Below are 21,171 nucleotides of genomic sequence, written 5' to 3' on the forward strand. Positions count from 1 at the left end.
CACATTAAAATTATCCAATTAAATAATATCTAATGAATGATTCCGTGTGGTTAGCAAGGTTATAAAATAACTAGTGATGGTGTAATTTAATATGTCATGTAATATAGAATTGAAAGGTATTTCACAATAGTGTGTTAGTGGTGAATAAAATAGGGAAGTAAGTGATGGAAGAGGGAAATCGTTCATCAGTTAGGAGGGGATTTTTTGAAGAAGAAACCCATTTATGTAGAAATTGATATACAAGCACCGATCGATGATGCTTGGGCGTATACGCAAAATCCAAAGTTGCATGAGCAGTGGGATTTGCGTTTTACATCAATTACATATATTGAAAAGAAGTCGCTCGAAGACCCGCAACAATTTACATATGAAACAAAGGTAATGCCTGGCCTAAAGGTGAGTGGCTGGGGTGAAAGTAAGGGCACGCATCATAAAGAAAATGGCACGAAAACGTCTTCGCTTCATTTCGGGACCGCACAAAAAATATCACCTATTGCGGAAGGGAAAGGATTTTGGCAGTACATTCCACATGATAAAGGGCTGACGTTTTTAACGCAGTATGACTATGAGGTGCGTTATGGAAAACTAGGAGCTTTACTTGATATTGTATTTCAACCGGCGATGGGGTGGGCAACTGCTCTTAGTTTTGATGTATTAAAGAGATGGCTTGAAAAAGGAGAAAACCCACTGTCTCAATATCGCCGCTTCTTTTTAACAATGTTTATCCGTGTACTATTCTGCTTTACTTGGTTTTATCAAGGGCTTGTACCGAAAGTTTTACTGCAGCATCCAGTTGAGGTGTCGATGTTAGCGGAGTTGAGTGGGCTTCATACGAGTACCGCAACAAAGGCGGTGTTCTGGGTAGGGGTGCTCGAAATAACCTTTGCCCTATGTTGGTTGTACCCTCGTGGAAAACGGCTGCTTTTTGGTTTACAAATATTGCTGTTTCCGATGCTGACAATTAGTACAGTATTTATTGATACGAGTATATCTACAGCGCCGTTCAATCCAGTAACATTCAATGCTGCCTTATGGGTACTTGCGATTGTTGGTTTCGTCCTAAGTAAAGACTTACCGAGTGCAAAAAGTTGTATTCGAAAGAAAGGTGAGCGACGTTGACAATTTATCAAACACTATTAGGCGAGGATTTTAAGCGACTTCATCCCATGTTACAGCAACGTTACGCCTTACCCATAGAAAAGCCATTTTACGCAACGGGTGTGATGCAAAAGATTGAATCAGGTGCTACGTGGTTGCGTCCATTTTATACGGTAGCGGCACGGACGAATTTTTTATTCCCTGAATCAGGTGAAAATGTACCATTTACGATTCGCAATACATGCAAAGTTTTGCCGAATGGAGAGCTTGAAGTGTTATGGGAACGAAGCTTTCACTTTACGCAGAAAACAAGGCATTTTGATGCGAGAATGACGATTGATCCTGTGCAAAAGGTAGTTAAGGATTATTTAGGCGCACCGTCTCTTTTCTATTCGGATTTGCATTTCACTGTGACGAAAGAGGGGAAATTGCTTATTCGTTCTGGTGTACAGCGTTTTGTATTATCGAAAATGGAGTTACCTATACCTAAAGTTTTAGAAGGGCGTGTCATAGTAGAAGAAGGTTTTGATGATGTACGACAAGTATTTACCATTCATGTGTCAATCCATAATCCATTGTTAGGGAGGTTGATGATGTATGCTGGCGAATTTACGCAACAATCTATGTAGTCCTGTGTTGCTTTTAGGCATGATGCTCACAGTGATTTGTTACTTCCTTAGCACACAACCGGACTATCTGTTAATACTTACAGTTGCTCAGCTTGTCTTCGTGCCAGCAATGTTGAAGATGGTTGTTTCCTTAAATAAGGTAGGGGATGCCATCCTAGTAATCATGATGCTAGCTGTTTCGGTGTTACATTGGTGGCCGGATGGCGGAATAGCCATTACGCTAGCGTTTGTGTATGTACTCTACACAGCATTTGTTGCGCTACTAGGAGTGAAGCGGTTTTTACACCGAGGCTTTACGAATATCGCTGAAATTGCCATTGATGTCGGTCTTATTTATATATTTGTTGGGGGATTGTGGTTTTTCGCGTCTATAGCGAATATTGATACCGGTTTCACACCAATTATTACGTGGTTAACCGGCATCCACTTTCATTATTCTGCATTTTTGTTAGCCGTATCAAGCGGACTATTTGGACGAGTTCATCAAAGCAAGTGGTACACTGCTTCGGTCGTTATTTTATTGGTAGGGCCTATGCTCGTAGCAATTGGTATTACTTTTTCAACGATCATAGAAGTCGTATCGGTTGTGCTATACATTTTTGCAATTTATAGTTTGTTTATTTTGTCGATAAAAACTAAATTACCTCGCATGCAGGGGTTACTATTACGCATTTCTTATGGTGCAGTTTGTGTAACAATTTTATGGTCACTATTATATGCATTTGGTAACTTTATAGGAACATCAATCGTTGGTATTCCTGATATGTTGAAATTCCATGGCTTCTTTAACTGTGTATTATTTGGGGGTTTTGGTGTTATGGCTTGGGCGATAGCGGTTCCAAAGTCTACGCAACAGCCTTATACATTTCCGGTAAGTAAAATCCGTGGGAAATTAGCTGAAACCAGAGTAGAACATTCTGGTCTGGTTGATGAATTAAGTGATTATTTAGATACAGTGAAACTGCCACAGGTGATATCGCATTTCTATGAAAATACAAATGAGTATTCACTTTCTGCTTCAGTGCAATGGCACACCTGGTTTAAGCCCTTTGCTTTTATATACCAAGGACTAAGTCGCTGGATGCAGCAATTGAATTTACCACTTTCGAGAAAGCTAATAGAGATGGTAGGTAATATTGTGAAGGTAGATGAACAATTAGATGGACGAAAGGCTCCGCGTGCATGGATTCGAAAAATTGGTCAGCAAACGACCTTCGTGGCAATTTATTCGCAACATACAACCGCACAAACGACGTATATGAATATTGCACTACCACTTCCTTTTTCAACGATGATAGGAATTTTGTATTTATATGAAGAAGATGGCAAGTTGCATTTGACGAGTGCGCACGAAGGAGATACTGGTACTTATTTAGCAACTCGTCATTTTGTATTCAAACTGCCATTGCATGAGCATTTTACGCTTACCGTCAAAAGTGAGACATCATTATCAGCAATTCACAAAATGCGTATTTTTGGACTGCCATTTCTACGAATTGACTATAATATTAAGCGAGTTGTGTAATGTACCCACCCTCATAGATCATCACTATATCTCGATAAGTTATTTTTGCATTTCAATGAAATAGCTGATTTGGCAGAGATATAATTGTTTGGTAACGAAAAGAAGTAATAGCGAATAGATAAAGGAGTGATTAGATGCGATTAACGAAAGGGATAACTGGATTGGATGCGCAGCATTTACTACAACAGGACTTGCGGTCATTTCAGTCAATGGTTTATCATCTTGTGACGAGTGAGCCACGTGCAAAGGCTTTAGAATTCGTTGATGACCCTAATAATGTCTATATGAGTGCAACTATTCAACTTGAAGATGAGCAGTTAATCATTCTTCATCATCGACTAACGCCTTATATTGCATTTGCCACAGGTGAGGATAACTTGGCATTTGTATTTACAACCAAAACATATTTGCATAAATATTTTCCAATGCGTAAATGTTTAGAAGCGGACGTATTAAATACATCACTTGAGAAGGATAAGCAGTTCCATAACTTATCCGATAGAGAATGGGAATTTGTGTCCCATTTTCGCAGTGAGAAGATTGGCGATGTAATGTTTAATTGTTGGGATTAGCTTTAAAAAGACTTATTATCGTATTTTTCGCGATCTTATTGTAAATTTGAATTGTAAAATGGCATCAATAAAAGAATCACTAGCTCATGAGCTAGTGATTCTTTTGCGTTCACAACAAATGGGGTATATGAGATGGATCGAATTTCTTGAATGATAAAAGACCTATACTCATTAAAGGTAAGTTATTTATACACGAGTACTATAAAAGCGTGAAAATCAAATATTTGCTGTAAAAAACAATGAAGTCTTGTATTTATTTACTTATATGAAGTTAAACTTTTAATTTCCCCTAAAATTAAGATGGAAATGGTAAATTACAAATGTTGTGAAAATTAACCCAGGTTTTATTTGGTGCTATATTGAGAAACGTCAAAATGATAACAAGTAAAAAAGAATAGAAATTTCAAACATTTATTTTAGTATTTGCATGCACTCTAGAAAAAGTGAGGAGAGATGAAGTGTTTAATTTTAAGTCAATTAGTGCAAGAATTTTTTTTGCTTTTAGTATTATTGTTGCCGTGATTATCCTATATCTTGGGTATAACATGTATGCTACGACTCAAAGTAACAAAAAAACTGATCAAATGATTAATGAAGAATTACAGTTACTTATGGCCGATAACGAGCTAGCATCAACAATTGCGTTACGCATTGCTGCAGCAAGGGGCTATGTTTTATCTGGCGATGCAAAGTATAAAGAGATCTATTCCCAAAATGTAGAACGTGCGCTAGATAGTGAAAAAATACGTTTATCAATTACTGAATCAGAAGAGTTCAACAGGTATTCCAAAATGGCCACAGATTGGAGTAACTACGTAAAAAAAGAAGTATTTGAGGTATACGATCAAGGAAATAAATTATTAGCTGTCCAAAATTTAGCTGCGATGGATGCAAAAGCAACTGAAGTTAGGGAAGGCTATGAAGGCTTAGTAAAACAGCAAAAACAATCCATTGATGTGGCTGGAGATGCTTTAATAGCTACTGGAAAGAGTACGCAAATTACGGGGATAGCAGTTGGCGTTGCTATTGTCCTTTTCTCTATAATTATCGCATTAACGAGTGCTAAAGTTATTTCAAAACCAATTATAGCTGTTACCAATCGTATGCAACATATTGCTAAAGGTGACTTAAGCGAGCCTACTTTGGCAACAAAGGGTAGAGATGAAATCGGACAACTGACAGAAGCCACAAACAGCATGTCTGAAACCATGCACCACTTGTTAAAGCATATTCAAACGGTGTCCAATGATGTTGCTTCACATAGTGAGGAACTTATGCAGTCTGCAACAGAAGTGAAAGCCGGTACTGACCAAATTGTGGTTACAGTAACAGAAATTGCGAATGGTACAGAGATACAAGCAAGTAATGCATCGGATGTTGCGACTACGGTGACCGATTTCACAACAAAAGTAACAGACGTAAATACTAGTAGTAAAGATGTCAATCAATATTCACATGAAGTGATGAATTTAACCGAAGAAGGCAGAGGTCTAATGGAAGCGTCGACAAAGCAAATGATGATCATTGATACGATTGTCAAAGATGCGGTAGTAAAAGTAGACGAGTTGAGTAAACAAACACAAGAAATTTCAACTTTGGTGTCAGTCATTCATAATATTGCTGATCAAACGAATTTGTTGGCTCTCAATGCAGCCATTGAAGCGGCGCGTGCGGGTGAACATGGCAAAGGATTTGCAGTCGTTGCAGATGAGGTGCGTAAATTAGCTGAGCAAGTTTCTGTATCTGTTGGTGATATTACGAGCATTGTACAAAAAATCCAAAAAGACTCTGTAATTGTGACAACATCTTTAGAAAATGGATACGGAGAAGTGGAGAAAGGTACAACACAAATTGCTTCTACAAGTAAGACATTTACACATATTGCCGAAGCAGTTTACTCTATGTCAAGTCGTATCGTAGATATGTCAGAAAAGTTAGAGGATGTTGTGCAAAATACAATGACAATTAACAAATCAGTTGATGAAATCGCAGCTGTTACAGAGCAGTCAGCCTCAGGTATTCAGGAAACTTCTGCTACGGTACAGCAAGCGTCCAGCTCAATGGATGAAATTACAAGTAGTGCCGTTAATTTAGCAGTAATGGCTGAGGGCTTAAACGAGACTGTGCGTAAATTTAAATTGTAAAAGATTGAAGACTACAATGCGTTAATTGCTTTGTAGTCTTTTATAAAGGTAAGTAGACGAACTGTAATTTGTTCTTTAGCCTAATGGAAAATTGAGATATACTTACAAATACATGAAAAACAAGATACAGCCGAAGTACCTAGGGAAAGAAAAAATCCTACATCTAAAGATGAGCATTCATCAGCAGGTGCAGAAAAAACTACGCTAATCAATCCTTACTTACTAATAGGTTGTATCATTTTCCTCAGCGCTCTCCTTGGGATTATGATATGAGAACGGAAAAAATAATTATTAATAGAAAACTAAAAACGCGTTACGAAAAATGAGTATTTTTCGTAACGCGTTTTTTGTGTTGGAAATTAAATTGATTGCCATTTTGTTTCTAGCCAAGAAAGGAAGTTCTCGCCATGGTGGCCTTCATAGGCATCATACACATCAAGACGCATACGTTTAAGCTTTTCAGCGAAATCTGAGATTGTGTGATCAGCAGGTAAGCTTTTCTTGACGCGGATAAACACTTTATCAGCACCTTTAATTAGTTCGAATTTACGACGAACAGGTGGTTTAACATCTTCGCCAAATGCATTTAGTGCTTCGAAAGCAGCTTGTTGTACAGTGAAGACAGTATCTGCTTTAACGCGATTTTGTAGTAAATCAATTACTTTTTCATGCTTGTAGCTGCTTAGCGCTTGTACAGCATCTAAACGATCACGCCAGCTAGATGTGTAATTGGCAGCTTTTTTTAAGTCTGCATAGTTTTCTGGTAACTCAGTTTTAAATTTCATATGAACACTCCTTAGTTGCGATGGAGATGATTACTTCGACGAAATGTCTGTGGAATTTGTCTCTTCTTCATTGCTCATTATATAGAAATTACCCGAGAATGCAATAATTAACGACGTTTCTTTGGAAGGAAAAATAAAGTGGAGATTGGAATGATGATATATTCACACAAATAATGACCAATTCTCAAATGTTATAATTCCAAATTAAAGAGCGCAAGGAGTAAATTCCTTAGCGCTCATTTCTTTTATGTACTGAACTTTAACTCTAATCGAGAATAAGCATTTCATTCGTTGAATAACATATAGTCCATAGTGTATATACTGTTTATTAGGATATTGGTGGAAATGTGGATGGAATACAATGCTTTTTAGACAGGAAGGACGTGTTTATGAAGACAATTATTGTGAAGAAAAGTCTTTTATATCGCTATCAGACGATTGGGCAAGCGATTCAAGATGCTGAAGCCGGTGATCAGATAGAAATTAACGGTGGTATTTATGAGGAGATCGTTGACGTTTCGAAACGCCTAAAGCTTTACGGAAAAGGGGATGTCACGATTAAGGGCAGTGTATTCATTCGTTACAATGTGAACGCTGAAATGTGTAATATCCGCTTTAGCCAGGGGCGAGGCATGTATGTTAAAGGAAATCTCCATTTAGAGAACTGTGTCGTGGAACAGCAAACTGGAAATGCGCAAGTAACCGTTAACTATGGTAGCTTGGCGATGAAGAATGTAGATATACTAGGTAACTCGGCCACTCAATACGGATTACGTATTGATAATGGATCAAGTGTTATGCTGGAAACCTCTACGATTCAACATCATTCTAAAGCGCAAATCATTGTGCAGAATAGTGAACTCACGATGTCGCGTAGTAAGTTATTAGAAGGGAAAGCGAACGGGATTTTTGCGCTAAAAAATGTACAAATGGATTTGGTTGATTGTGAGATACACGGGCATGACAAGGCACAAATTCTATTAGCCAACAGTTCATTATCGGTAAAAAGCACGCTGATTCATCAAGGGCAGGACACTGGAATTCAAGCATTGGAAGACTCTAAGGTAGTCATGGATAATTGCGAGGTAAAACAACATAGAAGTACGGATGTCATTGTTTATCAAAGTGAGTTGCGGGCTGTGAACTCTGTCTTTGCAGATGGTCCTGGTAAGGGAATCTATGTAGGGGAACTGTCCAAGGCTATCATATATGACTGTGAGGTCTATGGTCATGTGAAGCCTCAAATATTTATCGAAAATAGCAGAGCTGAAATACGTAAATGCAATGTGAGGAACGGAAGTGCAACTGGTATTCATCTTGTCAATGAAGCTGATGTTCTTGTGACAGAAAGTGAAGTCACACATCATAAACTGTTTCATGTGATTGTAGATTCGAGTGGCTTACAAATGGATAATACAGTGATTCATCAAGGTCAGTCTGGTGGTATTTTTGGTAATGAACATGCGAAAATTACGCTTAAGGATACGACAATTCGTGAACTTAAAAGTCATTTGGTGTATTTAAATAATTGTCGATTATTCACAGATAATTGTACTTTTTCACATATACAAGGCAACGGGATTTCTTGCATTGACTCTATTTTTGAAATTTCAAACAGTCAATTTAACGATTGTTTTCAAGGACCGTATTCTATTCTGTGGTCGGATAAATCGATTGGACGTGTAGAAAATGGCTTAGTCGATGAAACAGAACGTACTTTTTTTGCAGTCACTAATGGATCGCTTATTGAGATTATCAATACAAATTTAGCTAATGTTAAATTAGGTGCAGTTGTACAAGAAAATAGCAATGTATACGTTCGAGGACATCATAATGAGGCAAACTGGCAACGTGACGCCTCCTCAAGAATTGTCAATACTGCCTCGATGCCATCTGTATCAAAGGAGAAGGTAGATCGAATCGTGAACATTATTAGTGGACCAGAAGCCGTCGATATAGAGGAATTATCAAAACAATTTCAAATCCCAGATGTTGTAATAGAAGAAGTCCATACAATAATTCGAAATGAAAATATAAAAAAATCCATGTAGCTTTCCGTTAAATTATAAGTAAGGGTCGAGTTGTTTCAACAAATAGTTGGGAGCGACTCGTTTTTTGGTCCCGCTATATGAATGTTTATGTAAAAATAATATAAAATATCCTTTATTTATTTTTGAAAGAAAGACGTTCGGCTCGTTAAACTGCTATTAAGCGATTCAAAAAATGTTTAATGAAATTGGTTTTGAATTATGATATTACGGGTAATGCAGGAATGAGAGGCCTATGATTTTGAAGTTGAACGTCTGAAGATTTTAGCAAAAAATCGTAACAAGTTTAAAATAATTTACAACACAGGGGTCATGAAATACAAAAACCACACCGCATGATTTTGCTCATCTGCAGCGGCATGCTCAAAAGTATTTTGTATGAAGGGGTCCCGAATATTTCGGGCAACTGTATGATAAAAGTCAACGGTTTCTTGTTCATCTTTGAAAGCTGCTACTACACCACTACGAAAGTCAGAGGGCAATGGTTCTGTAAGGTGTGTGGAAGGTTGTTGCCCTGTTAGGCATATATAGAGATGAGAAAACTCTTGGAAGTGACGTATCTCATCTTGGCGAATCTCAAGAATTTGTTTTTGTACGGTTTCGTTTGGGGCTTGCTTTGCTAACTGTTCGTAAAAGCAAATCGCATGATATTCACCATTAATAGCCTTCATAAGATTACTTGTAAAATTTACATCAAAAGAGGGAAGTGCGTAATTCATTCTTTCACACCTTTTTTGACAATGTATGAATTGTAGCGCAAAAATGTTCAAGTGAAAACCTAATCATCATTAATTGTCCTTATATATACATGATTCAATACTTTAGGTCAATGAATAACCGCTTCTTGCAATAGTGCCAATTAATCGAGGAGAAGCTATTTTTGAAGACTGCGGTTTTTATACTTAAAATTCTTTATTTTTTGAGTTGGTAAAGCGGAATGTTGTATAACGGATTTGTTAAAAGAAAAATAAAATCTAAATGATATTCGAACTAGAAGTCTTTGTTGTAGATTTACACTATACAACAAAATAAAGTGCAATGTATATATAGGAAAAAAGAACATATAAAATCTATTGATTAATAGTTCTATTTTATCCTATAATTAGTAAAAAGGTATTATTTTTAAATTTGAATTATTAGTTCTAACATCAGGGGGATTTTATTTATTTTGAAATAGATTAGAGGTGTAAATAAATGCTAGGATTTACGAAAAAAGAAATCATGGCGCTACTGGAAAGAGTGCAAATCGGAGAAAGTCAAAAAAATGCAATTGCTGATATTATTTACGGTAATAATCAGCGCATTGAACAAGAGTTAGTCAATATCATAGACCAATTATTGGTTGAAAGAGAACGTGATTTAATCAACAATTATTTTCATTAAACATTAGTGAATATTTAGTTTAGTGTACTACATAACCTTAAGTTTTTTGCTATTTGTTCTAAAACTTCCGTATTCATAGGTCACCACAAAAAATAGAAATCGCGTCCTTGTGTGTTTTAATCACATAAGAATGTGATTTCTTTTCTTTTTGCACAAAATTCTACAGTTACTTGTATACTTTTTGAATTTGAATAGTTAAATAAGTGACTTAACTACGAAGCGGATATCCTAAAGTTGATGAAGTATGAAAAAGGAATGGGAACTGATCTGATAGAAGCGTCTGCATTGCAATTTCTTCGTGCTATCGGAAGTGGTAAGCGACAAAAAAACGAGCTTGAAAGAAGAGTATAAGCGATTAGATGAGGAAATTGGAGGATAGGATGGGCTCCCACTAAACGACATTGTCATTTACGAAGCTGTTGTTACAGGTAGTATGGAGACACGGGCAAGCCTACTTTAGACAATTTCTATGATAATAGAGTTGCCTGCTAGCGATTCAAGCTAACAGGCTATTTCTAATTTTCCAATTTGCAATTACAATGACTTCGTAAAGCAAATAATACGGTTTGCCTCAGAAAAGCCCAGTTTTAAATGCACTGCTAGGCTTTCAGTGTTATCTAGTTCACAGTCGCTAGCAAACTCCTTGCAGCCCTTTGTTTTAGCCCATTGTTCGCAACTTGTTACAAGTTGTTTGGCAAAGCCGTGTTGCCGATAACCTTCTTTGACAAAAAGTCCTTCTAAATAACCGACGGGGCTTGAATTTGTTCCCTCTACATAATCTGTTCGTAGCTGACATTGTGCAAAACCGACTGCCTCAGTGCCTTGAAACGCAAGGAAAATAGCTGCACTTTCCGATGCGATAAACTCAGCCATTTCCTCAGCAAATTCAGATAGTGTATGGTTTGGCCAAAGTAGTAGTGCTAATTGTGCCGCTATTTGTGTATCTTCTTGTACAGCTTGTTTAATCATCAAAACGACCTCTTTCATATCTTTATAACACGACATGCCAAATGCGAGCGTATCAAAAGTTGTTTACATCTTTTTATTGAAACTAATTGCTTCCTGTAAACGTATCCTTATTATAGCTTTATTTCTTTCGAAAAGCGGGATTGAGTGATTCGAAAGAATGTAGATAAGGTATTTTGAAGTAATTAAAAATCATTTCTCTCCTATGTACATAAACCGCCTGAAATATCAGAAAAGTTTGACTGTTGTAAATGTATTTTGGTATATTAACAGAATTAAAAATAGAGAGAGGTAATAAGAATGAAAGAAGGTACAACATGTATTACAAATGCAGAAGGATTTTCAATATGTACAGATAAATCTTTATTGCAAATTGATGTGATTCATCACTTTTTAAGTAAAGAATCCTATTGGGCGAAGGACATTGACTATGCATTGGTGGAAGCGGCAGTTGAAAACTCTAGTATTTGCTACGGAATTTATGTTGGGGACATCAATAGCGATCATTACCGCCAAATTGGATTTGCTAGAGTAATAACTGATTTTGTGCGTTTTGCATGGCTTTCGGATGTATTTGTATTACCTGAATATCGAGGTCGAGGTCTTAGCAAGTGGTTAATGAGTGTTATTATAGCTGATCCAAAATTAAAGGGAACAAACTTTAACTTAGGGACACAAGATGCACATACATTGTATGCTCAATTTGGCTTTAAGGCTTTAGAAAATGTTGAAAGACTAATGACACGTCCGTTAGATTGGGAAGAAATTTATCGCGGCTACGGATTAGTTCGACAAGTTAAATAGTAGTAAGTAGTTACCTCAGGAAAGGGGGAGGGATAAGTAAATGTCATTATTACAAAGGTTAATTGAACAAGCCAAAAATCCAAAAGGTTTTGTAGGTTCTACCATGTTACGTATTATGAATGCAGCACATAGTGGCATGACTAAATGGGTGATCCAAAGTGGAGCTATAAAAGATGGAGACGTGGTATTGGATATAGGCTGTGGTGGTGGAAAAACCATACAGTCTTTATCTAAAATCAATAGGGCCGGAAAAATTTATGGGATAGATTTTTCGAAACAAGCTGTGAAAAATTCCATAAAAGCTAATAAAGAAGATGTAGCTAAAGGCAAAGTAATTGTAAGGAAAGCGAGCGTTTCAAGCATTCCTTATCCTGATCAGTTCTTTGATAAAATAACTGCTTTCCAAACACATTACTTTTGGCCAAATCTAGCATCTGATGTTAAAGAAGTATTTCGGGTATTAAAACAAGGCGGACAATTTATAATTATTTCTGAGATTTACAAAATCAATTATCATATGAAATCCTATAAAACCAAAATAGAAATACAACAGTTATTTGAAAACATCGGATTCCAGACAGTGAATATAATAGAAGATACAAAAAAAGGATGGCTATGTATTACAGGAATTAGGTAGATTAATGATTGCTAACACTCTCATATTCATTTAATGGTTTATCTTCTAGAAAGTCTAAAATCATCTCATTGAAAATTTCGCATCTCATTGTACTTAAGGGGTCAAATGCATTTTCGAATACAGCAAGTGTTGAGTTAGGAATATGTTTATAAATAGCCAGTGATGCCTTTTTTTCATCTACTCCCATTAACTTCATGTCTCCGCACATAACTAAAGTAGGACAAGTAATATGATGCAGTTCATTTGTATGTGTAGGGAATTCACTGGTTTTCATTTTTAGCAACATTTCTTTATCAATTGAAAATGAATCTCTTAAAACATTCTTGGTCAATTCATCATCTTTATAAACTTTCAACATTAAATTGATGATTGTGTCATACGGTAGTAATTTAAAAATTGCATTACTAATATTTAATACCCATTTAGACGCTTTTGTAGGAATTTCACTGTAACCATTGGATAAAACAAGTCTATTAATATAACTGCTATTCTGGATTGCAAATAGTTGAGCGACCACAGAACCTTGCGAAAGGCCAATGATATGCGTTTTGTCAATATTCATCACATCTAAAAATGCCTTTAAATCCTGAGAAATTACTTTCATCGAGTACTCATCATTTGGAAAGTGTTTTGATGATTCACCATGACCCCTCATATCAATCATAATCATCTTGTACTTTTTTGAAAATTGCTCAATTTGTGGTTTCCACATCTTCCATGATGCACCACTACCATGAATGAAAATGATTGGATAACCTTTACCTCTTTCTTCATAGTACATTTCAATGTCGTTAACTTTTATTTTAGGCATACTTTTCCTCATTTCAGTTAGACTTTTTAAGGATTTGGATCATGCTTTAACAATGTTGGAGTAGAGAATTCTATATCTACTATATAATTCTCTATTCTTTATAAATTGCCCTTTAATTGGTGATTTTTATCTAATACAGATTGTAAGGAAGTATCGCTTTTACTAGAAAAATTAAAAAAGACAGATAATCTTCAAAAGATTATCTGCCAATAGAGTATTTATCTAGATTTAATTGACCGAGTAGTAGGAGCAGGAAACCATTTCTTAATATTACTTAGTTCAATCAACTTAGCCCCAAGTACCGCTTTTTTCATGTGGAACTGGGCGTACCTCTTAACGTTATCTTCGCTAATGGCCTCTCCAAGAGCTGTGCTCGTTGTTATTAAGCTAGTAGAGATGTTCATCGAAAGTGCAGCGCTAATGTCCGTGTTACTCAAGCGTGTTTTTGCTCGGACTGGCTTTATTTTCACCTTTGAATGTGCAGTAAGTGCGGGAGTAGGTTTGATGCCTATATTTATTAATTGCCTTTTTAAATGTCTATTTTCCTCTTTTAAACAGTGAGTAAAGTCAACGATTATTCTTTTCATATCACTATCTGTTGTTTGATTGAAAAATGATTGGTTCTCTACTATAAATCCATTATTTGAAGCAAGATGACTCCATATTGTAAAAACTTCACCGCTTTGTGAAAGTTCATTTTGTAATCTCATACTTGCACTTCCTATCTCAAATTAATATTTCTTTTATTAGAGAGTAGGATGTGCAATTGAAATAAATTTATTCATTTTTTCCTAAAAAAGTAAAATTGGTTTTTCGGGGTTTTTCTTTAGCTGTGAGTATTAATAATCTGTATATGATAAATAATCCAATATATGCTCCAGTTATTAAGAAAAAAGGATTTAGGAAAACAGCGTGAATGGTAGTCATGAATACTGCATCATCAACTATGATTTGGTATATTGAAGTGGCTGCGATGTTGCCAAAAATCATGATTGATATAACGGCAATACTATTAAAAATCATTCGGGATTTTTTCCATCGATTCTGTAGATAAAACATAACAATAGGTACTGCAATGCTAGAAATGACTATTAAAACCTTCATAGTGTCACACCTTTCATCATTTACAAAACTATTTTTCCTTATTTATAGCCGTATAACTAGATGAATAAACAGATTGTAGCCTAAAAATATATAAGGTTGGTGAAATACGATCGACTTTGAATTCGAATCGATATCCTACTTTTACATCAGTACGAAAGACATTTATTCTTGTGAGCTAAAAACATAATTGTCAAATAATATAAACATGTTTATAATAGTGTTAATAGATAACGATTTATGGAGTGATTTGATGGCGAAAGGTTTTTGTATTGATTTTCCAGATAATTTGTACTTAAAGCACGAAAATGTACGACTCAATGATAGAAAAAAAGAATACATAAAAAAATTTCAGAAGGCAAAAGTTAATGGTATGATTTTAGAAATTGGTAAAGTGTGTGAAAAGACAACTGAGGAAGATTTTTAAGTGAGTATTCAAGGTTTGTTCGGAATTAACTGAAATGTGTGAATGGTCAGTTTTCAAAAAGAGATATAGATAATCTTAGTTATTTAACAAAAAATCTTACCACTTTAATTGAACAATTATAACGTAGCCTTTGTGCAGTAGTGCTCTTTACATAAAGATGTTCTAATGATTTGTTTGAATATTTTTACTGTACAAAAGAATTTGGTTAATGTATACTAGGGTTAATAAGTTAGTTTCTTCATTGGAAACATTGAATTCGCCTATTACAAAGAGTAATCGTGTTTATTCGGTACTTTTTGTAATATGTGAATTTTTTTTATGAAGAAATTATATATTAAATAGATTTTTTGGAGGTTTTCTTAAATGAAACAAGGTACAGTAAAATGGTTTAACGCAGAAAAAGGTTTTGGTTTTATCGAAGTAGAAGGTGAAGCAGACGTATTCGCTCACTTCTCAGCGATCCAAAGCGAAGGTTTCAAATCTCTTGACGAAGGTCAAAAAGTTGAATTTGAAGTTGAAGACGGTAACCGCGGACCACAAGCTAAAAACATTATCAAACTTTAATCGTTTCTAATGTACTAGCACGTCTAGTTACTTTAAGAGGCACTCCATATGAGTGCCTCTTTTTTCGTTTTTGGTATGCATATTATTCTACGAACGTCTGACACTCTAGTTGTTATGAAGTAAAAAAGACAATGCTGAGTGCATTGTCTTTTTCTTATATGACAGCGCTTTTCACGCCAGTCCATTTTGTAAATAAGCGATCGTTGACAGTAAGGGCATATTGAACGATTGGTCCAAGTCCGAATGCCATCAGAACTGTGCCCAAACCAACTGGTCCACCAAGGAAAAAGCCAAGGATAGCAACTGTTACTTCCATCGTTGTACGAGAGCGGGTAACACTCCAACCAAGCTTATGGACAAAAAACAGCATTAAAGTATCACGTGGTCCAATTCCTAAATTGGCAACCATATACATACCGCAACCCCAGCCAAGTAAAATCAAGCCAATAATATAAACAATTAGCTGCATCCAAACACCTTCAATGTCTGGGAGCAAGTAGTTGAAAATATCGATGAAAATTCCGGTTAAAAACATATCAATAAATGTCCCAGGAAGCGGTAACTTCTTCGTAAAGATCATATCAAATGCTAAAATCGCTAAGCCGATAAGAATTGACCAAGTACCGATCGTTAAACCAATTGATTTGGCAAGCCCGATATGTAAAACATCCCAAGAGCCAACGCCAAACATTTGCCCTTTAATCGTTAATGTAATCCCAAAGGATAAAAGAAGGATGCCGCTAAAGAAAAAGAGGCATCTCATTAAAAATGCTTGTTTCATATTAAATACCTTCATTCTGTAAATTCATGTTGTCCAACGAATTATTATAGCAACATATTAAGAAAAATGGTGAAGACTATTAATTCGTATTTTTCCGAAAAAATATGTTAAGTATAAAGAAGGTAGGGCAATATAATTGTGAAAGGTTGGGTTGAAATGACGTCTGTACGTGATGAGATATTAGAAGTATTAAATCGTGAAAAAGTAGGTACGATGGCTACGGTTGAGAATGGAAAACCATATTCCCGCTACATGACATTTCAGCATGAAGATTTTGTGTTATATACGGTCACAAATAAACACGCTGAAAAAGTTGAAGAACTAATGAAAAATCCGTATACCCATATATTATACGGCTACGAAAATAAAGGATTTGGTGACGCATATGTAGAGATTGAAGGGAAAGTGACAGCGTTCGAGGATGAAGGCATAAAAAACAAATTGGCTGAATTTTTCACAGGTATTTTCTTTGGCAACAAAGATGAAATGTTGACGTTAAAAATTGAGCCGATTCGTATGCGCCTGATGAACAAAAAAGGTGAGCCACCAAAAGAATTACTTTTTACACCGGAATAAAAATGTAAAAACGACCATGGGATGTGGTCGTTTTTTATGAAGGGCGATATACAAATGATTGTGATCGATAAATTTAAAAACATGTCCGATAAAGTACAAAACGATTCCGATAAACATTCAAATACAGCGTGAATCGTCCACAATGCTTGAATCTACCTCCTAATTCCTGCATGATAATTCATAAAGAGGAAAAGGGAGTGCTCAGAATGATAGAAAAACAAAAACTTGCACAAAATATACTGACATCTCAAGGAAAGATAGAAGCAGACTTTATTTTGCGTAATGCACAGGTAGCAGATGTTATTACATTGACGTGGAAACAGGCAGATATTGTCGTGAAAAATGGACAAATTGTAGCACTTGATTCAGAACATCGTTTCCAATCAGCGCAAGAAGAAGATGCGAAAGGCCATTTTGTTGTGCCAGGGCTCATTGATGGGCATATACATATTGAATCGTCGATGCTGACACCGGCTGAATTTAGTCGCGTGCTCGTGCCTCATGGCGTAACGACAGTAATTACAGATCCTCATGAAATTGCCAATGTCGCAGGGGCAGAGGGTATTCAATTTATGCTCGATGATGCCAAAAAAGCAGACTTGGATATTTTTGTGATGCTGCCTTCGAGTGTACCAGGGACAAGTTTTGAAAATGCAGGGGCAAAGCTAGCCTCACAAGATTTAGCACCATTTTTTGCACATGAAGATGTACGTGGATTAGCTGAGGTCATGGATTTTCCAGCAGTGTTAAACGGGGAAAAGGGGATGCTTGAGAAAATCTCACTAGCACAACAGGCAAACTTGGTGGTAGATGGACATTGTGCAGGCTTAACGAGTGACCAAATAACAGGATATCGTGTTGCTGGAATTCACACAGATCACGAGTGTGTGACTGCAGTAGAAGCATTAGATCGTGTAAAGCAAGGGATGTACGTTTTAATTCGAGAAGGTTCTGCTGCGAAAAATTTGCGTGATATTTTACCAGCTGTTAATGCTACAAATGCACGCCGCTTCGGCTTTTGCACGGATGATAAATACGTTGATGAACTAATAGATGAGGGTAGCATTAACTTTGATATTGCAATGGCAATTGAAGCAGGGATGGAACCTCTTCAAGCCATACAATTAGCGACAATTAATGCAGCAGAATGTTATCGATTATATGACCGTGGTGTTTTAGCACCTGGCTATAAGGCGGATTTTGTATTAGTAGAGGATATCAAAGAAATGCGTGCTAAAGCAGTTTGGAAAAATGGGGTCAAGGTAGCTGAAAACGGTGAAATACTAACAACTCGTGAAAAAACAGTAGTACCTGCGCACATTCGCGAATCAGTACATTTACCGACTATTACAAAGGAAATGTTAGCGATTCCGTTTACAAATGGTACAAAGGCCAATGTCATGGAAATAGTGCCAAATCAGCTCATTACGAATCATTTAGTGTTAGATGTACCCGTGAAAGATGGCGTCTTTGTGCCGTCAGTGGAACAGGATTTACTTAAGCTTGCTGTTATTGAGCGACACCATGGGCTTCATACAACTGGTCTTGGCATTGTTAAAGGCTTCGGCTTACAAAAAGGTGCTGTTGCTACCACAGTTGCACACGATTCACATAATGCATTAGTTGTTGGCGCAAATGATGATGATATGATTCTCGCACTTGAGCGCATTCAAGAAATTCAAGGTGGCTTTGTCATCGTTGCAGAAGGTGAAATTATAGCAGAAATGCCGTTAACGATCGGTGGCTTAATGACTGATGCAACAGCTGATATTGCAAAGGAACAATTGTCAGGTCTACATCAGGCATTGCATCAGCTAAATCCAAACCTAGACTTCCATCTATTACTAACGTTTTCGTTCGTTGCGTTACCTGTGATCCCAGCCTTAAAACTAACAGATACAGGATTATTTGATGTGACAACATTCCAGCATATTTCGGTGGAAGCATGATGATGAAAACGACCTAAAAGCTATGCGGCTTTTAGGTCGTTTTTTATTAAACATTTATTCGAGCTTTAAGCTGGTTATTTAATAATGTTGCTTGCGTTAATGCCTGTTCATCTTTGGTAATTTCTCCAGGCTTGTTGGCTTCGCCGATAATATACGAAAGGAAGGGCATTTTTAAAAAGTCAAAGATGTATTGGAATTGCTGAATCATAGGCAATCCCTTGATTTTTGGTTCATCTCCGCCAACAGCGAGTATGATAGCTTCTGTTGTCTGCAATTTTTCCTTTAGCTGCGGAAAGCGTTCATCACGAATTGCATGACTCAGACGATCAACCATGGTTTTCATAATACTAGACATACTGTACCAGTATATAGGCGTAGTGAAAATTACAATATCACTTGTTAAAAGTGCTTGAATTATTTGATCGTAATCGTCATCGACGAATTGAAACCCTTCCTTTGAATGGCGTAAATCATGAATCGGTTGAATATTTAAATCTTTTAAAAATAAATTTTGATGTGGGATGCCATTTAATACATGGTCAGCAAGCATTTCACTATTGCTGTGTTCTCTAGAGCTACCAATAAAAGCTGTGATGTTCAAATTTATCCTCCTCTATATTTCGCATTATCAATAGTGTATACTTCCTTTTATTATCGATAAAGATGAATTATTAGATAGAATGTATCGAAAAAAACGATTTAGGGGTGGGAGCTATGGATACAAAGCATTTACAAACGTTTTCAACAGCCGCCGAAACGTTAAGCTTCACGCAAACTGCGCAGCTATTAGGCTATGCACAGTCGAGTATTACAGCACAAATAAAGTCTTTAGAGGAAGAGTTAGATGTAAAGTTATTTGAGCGACTGGGTAAAAGAATTACATTAACAGAGGAGGGGAAACACCTACAGCAGTACGCCAAAAAAATGCTGGAGTTAGATGCAGAAGTGAAACAAACGTTGTCAAATGAGCTAGGGCATGTGGTGTTAACGATTGGTGCGCAGGAAAGCCAATGTGTTTACCGTCTTCCAAGCATTTTACAACAATTTCAGCAACGTTATCCACAAATTAAAATTATTTTTAAGCCCGTACACACGACGGAAATTGCGAGAAATTTATTGCAGACGGGTAGCTTAGATATCGCATTCATTACTGATACGCACAAGGTTACTCCTATGTTACACCGAGAACGGCTCACTCAAGAGCAATTAATATTTATCAGTGCGCCATCTGCGGTCATTACGCAAAATAATGCATTATCTGCACAACATCTAGAAAAGGAAACGATACTGTTAACGGAAAATGGCTGTTCTTACCGCAATCAATTGGAAGTTCAGTTACAACATGAAGGTGTCTACCCAACACAAATGATCGAATTTGCGAGTATCGAAGCTATAAAGCAATGTGTTATGGCGGGGTTAGGTATCACATTTTTACCGAAAATGGTGGTGGCGCAGGAACTGGAAAACTATCGCTTAAAAGAGATTCCAACAGTCATGCAATTACCTCCGATTTTTACTGATATTGCTTGGCACAAAGATAAGCATATTCAGCCATATCTCGAAGATTTTATTGAGATTGCTCGGGAGACTTATAAAAAGTTATAAGGTCAAGTATCAATTTTAAGTAAGAATACAGCCATTCTGTATTCGCCTAATATTACGTTAGGTAGTTTGGCACTTATATCCATATGTAGCTTTTTATGCAAGTATGTTATTTGTTGTTTCATTTTGCGTGCTAGTGTCAGGGACATACTTAATGCGCTATACGAACCCAGATTTTAAATTACCAGATACAAAATCTCCAACCTATCAGCTCGACGGGTAATCGATTATATAGAAGAATATTTAACAAATCCTATCGTATTAGCAGATTTAACGAGTCAAATCTGCTATTCTAAATTACAATTCCTCAGTATCGGGATTAAATACTAGCGTGAATTAAAGAACAACATTGTTTGAATATGGTACTATTAGAATAAATAACAGTTATTAAGGAGTTTTTTTATGGAAAATTTACAATCGATTGAGCAATTTGAAGAACTAAAAAATGCTGAACATACTATATTTGTTTTTTCAGCAGATTGGTGTGTAGATTGTCGTGTAATTGACCCTATATTACCTACAATAGAAGAAAATTATGCCGATTATCATTTTGTTAAGATTGATCGTGATAAATTCATTGATCAATGTATTGAATTAGATGTATATGGTATTCCAAGCTTTATTGCCTTTAATAAAGGGAATGAAGTTGGCCGATTTGTTAGTAAGGACCGTAAAACACAGCAAGAAATCGAAGCATTTATTGATGGATTGAAAGGCTAATTTACTGGGAGATTTAATCTCACTGAATAAGCTAGAGATCACTAAAAAA

General features: G+C 36.2%; 23 protein-coding genes. 15 read left to right on the plus strand and 8 right to left on the minus strand.

What is annotated here, in order from left to right; genetic code table 11:
• The first annotated feature begins 204 nt into the window (after window positions 1–204).
• From ACIQ2D_RS13835 to ACIQ2D_RS13855, 5 genes are all read left to right on the plus strand, one after another.
• Entirely contained in the window at window positions 205–1,119 is a 915-nt protein-coding gene (locus tag ACIQ2D_RS13835) for a DoxX-like family protein (RefSeq protein WP_402864939.1), read from the plus strand.
• A complete protein-coding gene (locus ACIQ2D_RS13840) occupies window positions 1,116–1,727 on the plus strand; it encodes a DUF4166 domain-containing protein (RefSeq protein WP_402864941.1) in 612 nt (203 codons plus the stop codon). Before ACIQ2D_RS13835 ends, ACIQ2D_RS13840 begins: the two co-directional genes overlap by 4 nt.
• Window positions 1,696–3,252 (plus strand): YndJ family protein, encoded by a 1,557-nt coding sequence (locus ACIQ2D_RS13845; protein WP_402864943.1) that lies wholly within the window; start codon window positions 1,696–1,698, stop codon window positions 3,250–3,252. The genes ACIQ2D_RS13840 and ACIQ2D_RS13845 overlap by 32 nt, the downstream gene beginning before the upstream one ends.
• A gap of 134 nt (window positions 3,253–3,386) precedes the next feature.
• Window positions 3,387–3,824 carry a hypothetical protein gene (locus ACIQ2D_RS13850; protein WP_402864944.1) on the plus strand — a complete coding sequence of 146 codons (438 nt, stop codon included), beginning with the start codon at window positions 3,387–3,389 and terminating at the stop codon, window positions 3,822–3,824.
• Window positions 3,825–4,282: 458 nt separating this feature from the next.
• Window positions 4,283–5,968, plus strand: coding sequence for a methyl-accepting chemotaxis protein (locus ACIQ2D_RS13855; protein WP_402864946.1), 1,686 nt, complete (start codon window positions 4,283–4,285; stop codon window positions 5,966–5,968).
• A gap of 359 nt (window positions 5,969–6,327) precedes the next feature.
• Here the strand turns inward: ACIQ2D_RS13855 and ACIQ2D_RS13860 are convergent, their stop codons facing one another.
• On the minus strand, window positions 6,328–6,753 hold the full coding sequence (locus ACIQ2D_RS13860) for a HEAT repeat domain-containing protein (RefSeq protein ID WP_402864948.1): 426 nt from the start codon (window positions 6,751–6,753) through the stop codon (window positions 6,328–6,330).
• A 389-nt stretch (window positions 6,754–7,142) separates the two neighbouring features.
• Here ACIQ2D_RS13860 and ACIQ2D_RS13865 point away from each other — a divergent pair, with 389 nt between their 5' ends.
• Window positions 7,143–8,804 carry a right-handed parallel beta-helix repeat-containing protein gene (locus tag ACIQ2D_RS13865; RefSeq protein WP_402864950.1) on the plus strand — a complete coding sequence of 554 codons (1,662 nt, stop codon included), beginning with the start codon at window positions 7,143–7,145 and terminating at the stop codon, window positions 8,802–8,804.
• A gap of 293 nt (window positions 8,805–9,097) precedes the next feature.
• Here ACIQ2D_RS13865 and ACIQ2D_RS13870 read toward each other — a convergent pair whose 3' ends face one another.
• Entirely contained in the window at window positions 9,098–9,520 is a 423-nt protein-coding gene (locus ACIQ2D_RS13870) for a ferritin family protein (RefSeq protein WP_402864952.1), read from the minus strand.
• Between the two features lie 475 nt (window positions 9,521–9,995).
• Between ACIQ2D_RS13870 and ACIQ2D_RS13875 the strand changes: the two genes are divergently transcribed.
• Complete coding sequence (locus tag ACIQ2D_RS13875) at window positions 9,996–10,184, plus strand: hypothetical protein (protein WP_402864954.1); 189 nt, start codon at window positions 9,996–9,998, stop codon at window positions 10,182–10,184.
• A 534-nt stretch (window positions 10,185–10,718) separates the two neighbouring features.
• Here ACIQ2D_RS13875 and aac(6') read toward each other — a convergent pair.
• Window positions 10,719–11,153, minus strand: a complete 435-nt coding sequence (aac(6'), locus tag ACIQ2D_RS13880) for an aminoglycoside 6'-N-acetyltransferase (protein WP_402864956.1) — start codon at window positions 11,151–11,153, stop codon at window positions 10,719–10,721.
• 297 nt (window positions 11,154–11,450) lie between these two features.
• Here aac(6') and ACIQ2D_RS13885 point away from each other — a divergent pair, with 297 nt between their 5' ends.
• Both ACIQ2D_RS13885 and ACIQ2D_RS13890 read left to right on the plus strand, forming a co-directional pair.
• A complete protein-coding gene (locus ACIQ2D_RS13885; RefSeq protein ID WP_402864958.1) occupies window positions 11,451–11,954 on the plus strand; it encodes a GNAT family N-acetyltransferase in 504 nt (167 codons plus the stop codon).
• A gap of 40 nt (window positions 11,955–11,994) precedes the next feature.
• Window positions 11,995–12,591, plus strand: coding sequence for a class I SAM-dependent methyltransferase (locus ACIQ2D_RS13890; protein WP_402864960.1), 597 nt, complete (start codon window positions 11,995–11,997; stop codon window positions 12,589–12,591).
• Between the two features lies 1 nt (window position 12,592).
• Here the strand turns inward: ACIQ2D_RS13890 and ACIQ2D_RS13895 are convergent, their stop codons facing one another.
• The 3 genes from ACIQ2D_RS13895 to ACIQ2D_RS13905 form a co-directional block, all read right to left on the minus strand.
• Window positions 12,593–13,402, minus strand: a complete 810-nt coding sequence (locus ACIQ2D_RS13895; protein ID WP_402864962.1) for an alpha/beta fold hydrolase — start codon at window positions 13,400–13,402, stop codon at window positions 12,593–12,595.
• Between the two features lie 218 nt (window positions 13,403–13,620).
• Window positions 13,621–14,112 carry a DUF3231 family protein gene (locus ACIQ2D_RS13900; RefSeq protein WP_402864963.1) on the minus strand — a complete coding sequence of 164 codons (492 nt, stop codon included), beginning with the start codon at window positions 14,110–14,112 and terminating at the stop codon, window positions 13,621–13,623.
• A gap of 67 nt (window positions 14,113–14,179) precedes the next feature.
• Window positions 14,180–14,506: a transposase gene (locus tag ACIQ2D_RS13905; protein ID WP_402864965.1), complete on the minus strand. Its 327-nt coding sequence runs from the start codon at window positions 14,504–14,506 to the stop codon at window positions 14,180–14,182.
• A gap of 250 nt (window positions 14,507–14,756) precedes the next feature.
• Here ACIQ2D_RS13905 and ACIQ2D_RS13910 point away from each other — a divergent pair, with 250 nt between their 5' ends.
• Together ACIQ2D_RS13910 and ACIQ2D_RS13915 are read left to right on the plus strand one after the other, a co-directional pair.
• The gene (locus tag ACIQ2D_RS13910; RefSeq protein ID WP_402864967.1) at window positions 14,757–14,930 is read left to right on the plus strand and encodes a hypothetical protein; all 174 of its coding nucleotides are present in this window, start codon (window positions 14,757–14,759) and stop codon (window positions 14,928–14,930) included.
• Between the two features lie 363 nt (window positions 14,931–15,293).
• Window positions 15,294–15,494 carry a cold-shock protein gene (locus tag ACIQ2D_RS13915; protein ID WP_053583403.1) on the plus strand — a complete coding sequence of 67 codons (201 nt, stop codon included), beginning with the start codon at window positions 15,294–15,296 and terminating at the stop codon, window positions 15,492–15,494.
• A 154-nt stretch (window positions 15,495–15,648) separates the two neighbouring features.
• Here the strand turns inward: ACIQ2D_RS13915 and ACIQ2D_RS13920 are convergent, their stop codons facing one another.
• Window positions 15,649–16,275, minus strand: a complete 627-nt coding sequence (locus ACIQ2D_RS13920; RefSeq protein ID WP_402864969.1) for a YczE/YyaS/YitT family protein — start codon at window positions 16,273–16,275, stop codon at window positions 15,649–15,651.
• A 156-nt stretch (window positions 16,276–16,431) separates the two neighbouring features.
• Here ACIQ2D_RS13920 and ACIQ2D_RS13925 point away from each other — a divergent pair, with 156 nt between their 5' ends.
• Both ACIQ2D_RS13925 and ade read left to right on the plus strand, forming a co-directional pair.
• A complete protein-coding gene (locus ACIQ2D_RS13925; RefSeq protein ID WP_402864971.1) occupies window positions 16,432–16,851 on the plus strand; it encodes a pyridoxamine 5'-phosphate oxidase family protein in 420 nt (139 codons plus the stop codon).
• Between the two features lie 206 nt (window positions 16,852–17,057).
• Window positions 17,058–18,800, plus strand: a complete 1,743-nt coding sequence (gene ade / locus ACIQ2D_RS13930; protein WP_402864973.1) for an adenine deaminase — start codon at window positions 17,058–17,060, stop codon at window positions 18,798–18,800.
• Window positions 18,801–18,846: 46 nt separating this feature from the next.
• On the opposite strand, the gene ACIQ2D_RS13935 is transcribed toward ade, so the two are convergent.
• Window positions 18,847–19,401, minus strand: coding sequence for a flavodoxin family protein (locus tag ACIQ2D_RS13935; protein WP_402864975.1), 555 nt, complete (start codon window positions 19,399–19,401; stop codon window positions 18,847–18,849).
• 113 nt (window positions 19,402–19,514) lie between these two features.
• Between ACIQ2D_RS13935 and ACIQ2D_RS13940 the strand changes: the two genes are divergently transcribed.
• Window positions 19,515–20,405, plus strand: a complete 891-nt coding sequence (locus ACIQ2D_RS13940) for a LysR family transcriptional regulator (RefSeq protein ID WP_402864977.1) — start codon at window positions 19,515–19,517, stop codon at window positions 20,403–20,405.
• A gap of 399 nt (window positions 20,406–20,804) precedes the next feature.
• On the plus strand, window positions 20,805–21,122 hold the full coding sequence (locus ACIQ2D_RS13945; protein WP_402864979.1) for a thioredoxin family protein: 318 nt from the start codon (window positions 20,805–20,807) through the stop codon (window positions 21,120–21,122).
• The last annotated feature ends 49 nt before the right edge of the window (window positions 21,123–21,171 follow it).

It is taken from the genome of Lysinibacillus sp. NPDC097287, assembly GCF_044761695.1.
GTDB lineage: Bacteria > Bacillota > Bacilli > Bacillales_A > Planococcaceae > Lysinibacillus.

Bases quoted from the DNA above. Each gene is read 5' to 3' on its own strand.
- ACIQ2D_RS13910 (WP_402864967.1), top strand. From the start codon at position 14,757: ATGGCGAAAGGTTTTTGTATTGATTTTCCAGATAATTTGTACTTAAAG.
- ACIQ2D_RS13920 (WP_402864969.1), bottom strand. From the start codon at position 16,275: ATGAAACAAGCATTTTTAATGAGATGCCTCTTTTTCTTTAGCGGCATC.
- ACIQ2D_RS13865 (WP_402864950.1), top strand. From the start codon at position 7,143: ATGAAGACAATTATTGTGAAGAAAAGTCTTTTATATCGCTATCAGACG.
- ACIQ2D_RS13875 (WP_402864954.1), top strand. From the start codon at position 9,996: ATGCTAGGATTTACGAAAAAAGAAATCATGGCGCTACTGGAAAGAGTG.
- ACIQ2D_RS13885 (WP_402864958.1), top strand. From the start codon at position 11,451: ATGAAAGAAGGTACAACATGTATTACAAATGCAGAAGGATTTTCAATA.
- ACIQ2D_RS13945 (WP_402864979.1), top strand. From the start codon at position 20,805: ATGGAAAATTTACAATCGATTGAGCAATTTGAAGAACTAAAAAATGCT.
- ACIQ2D_RS13860 (WP_402864948.1), bottom strand. From the start codon at position 6,753: ATGAAATTTAAAACTGAGTTACCAGAAAACTATGCAGACTTAAAAAAA.
- ACIQ2D_RS13940 (WP_402864977.1), top strand. From the start codon at position 19,515: ATGGATACAAAGCATTTACAAACGTTTTCAACAGCCGCCGAAACGTTA.
- ACIQ2D_RS13850 (WP_402864944.1), top strand. From the start codon at position 3,387: ATGCGATTAACGAAAGGGATAACTGGATTGGATGCGCAGCATTTACTA.
- ACIQ2D_RS13900 (WP_402864963.1), bottom strand. From the start codon at position 14,112: ATGAGATTACAAAATGAACTTTCACAAAGCGGTGAAGTTTTTACAATA.
- ade (WP_402864973.1), top strand. From the start codon at position 17,058: ATGATAGAAAAACAAAAACTTGCACAAAATATACTGACATCTCAAGGA.
- ACIQ2D_RS13925 (WP_402864971.1), top strand. From the start codon at position 16,432: ATGACGTCTGTACGTGATGAGATATTAGAAGTATTAAATCGTGAAAAA.
- ACIQ2D_RS13890 (WP_402864960.1), top strand. From the start codon at position 11,995: ATGTCATTATTACAAAGGTTAATTGAACAAGCCAAAAATCCAAAAGGT.
- ACIQ2D_RS13915 (WP_053583403.1), top strand. From the start codon at position 15,294: ATGAAACAAGGTACAGTAAAATGGTTTAACGCAGAAAAAGGTTTTGGT.
- ACIQ2D_RS13870 (WP_402864952.1), bottom strand. From the start codon at position 9,520: ATGAATTACGCACTTCCCTCTTTTGATGTAAATTTTACAAGTAATCTT.
- ACIQ2D_RS13905 (WP_402864965.1), bottom strand. From the start codon at position 14,506: ATGAAGGTTTTAATAGTCATTTCTAGCATTGCAGTACCTATTGTTATG.
- ACIQ2D_RS13895 (WP_402864962.1), bottom strand. From the start codon at position 13,402: ATGCCTAAAATAAAAGTTAACGACATTGAAATGTACTATGAAGAAAGA.
- ACIQ2D_RS13845 (WP_402864943.1), top strand. From the start codon at position 1,696: ATGCTGGCGAATTTACGCAACAATCTATGTAGTCCTGTGTTGCTTTTA.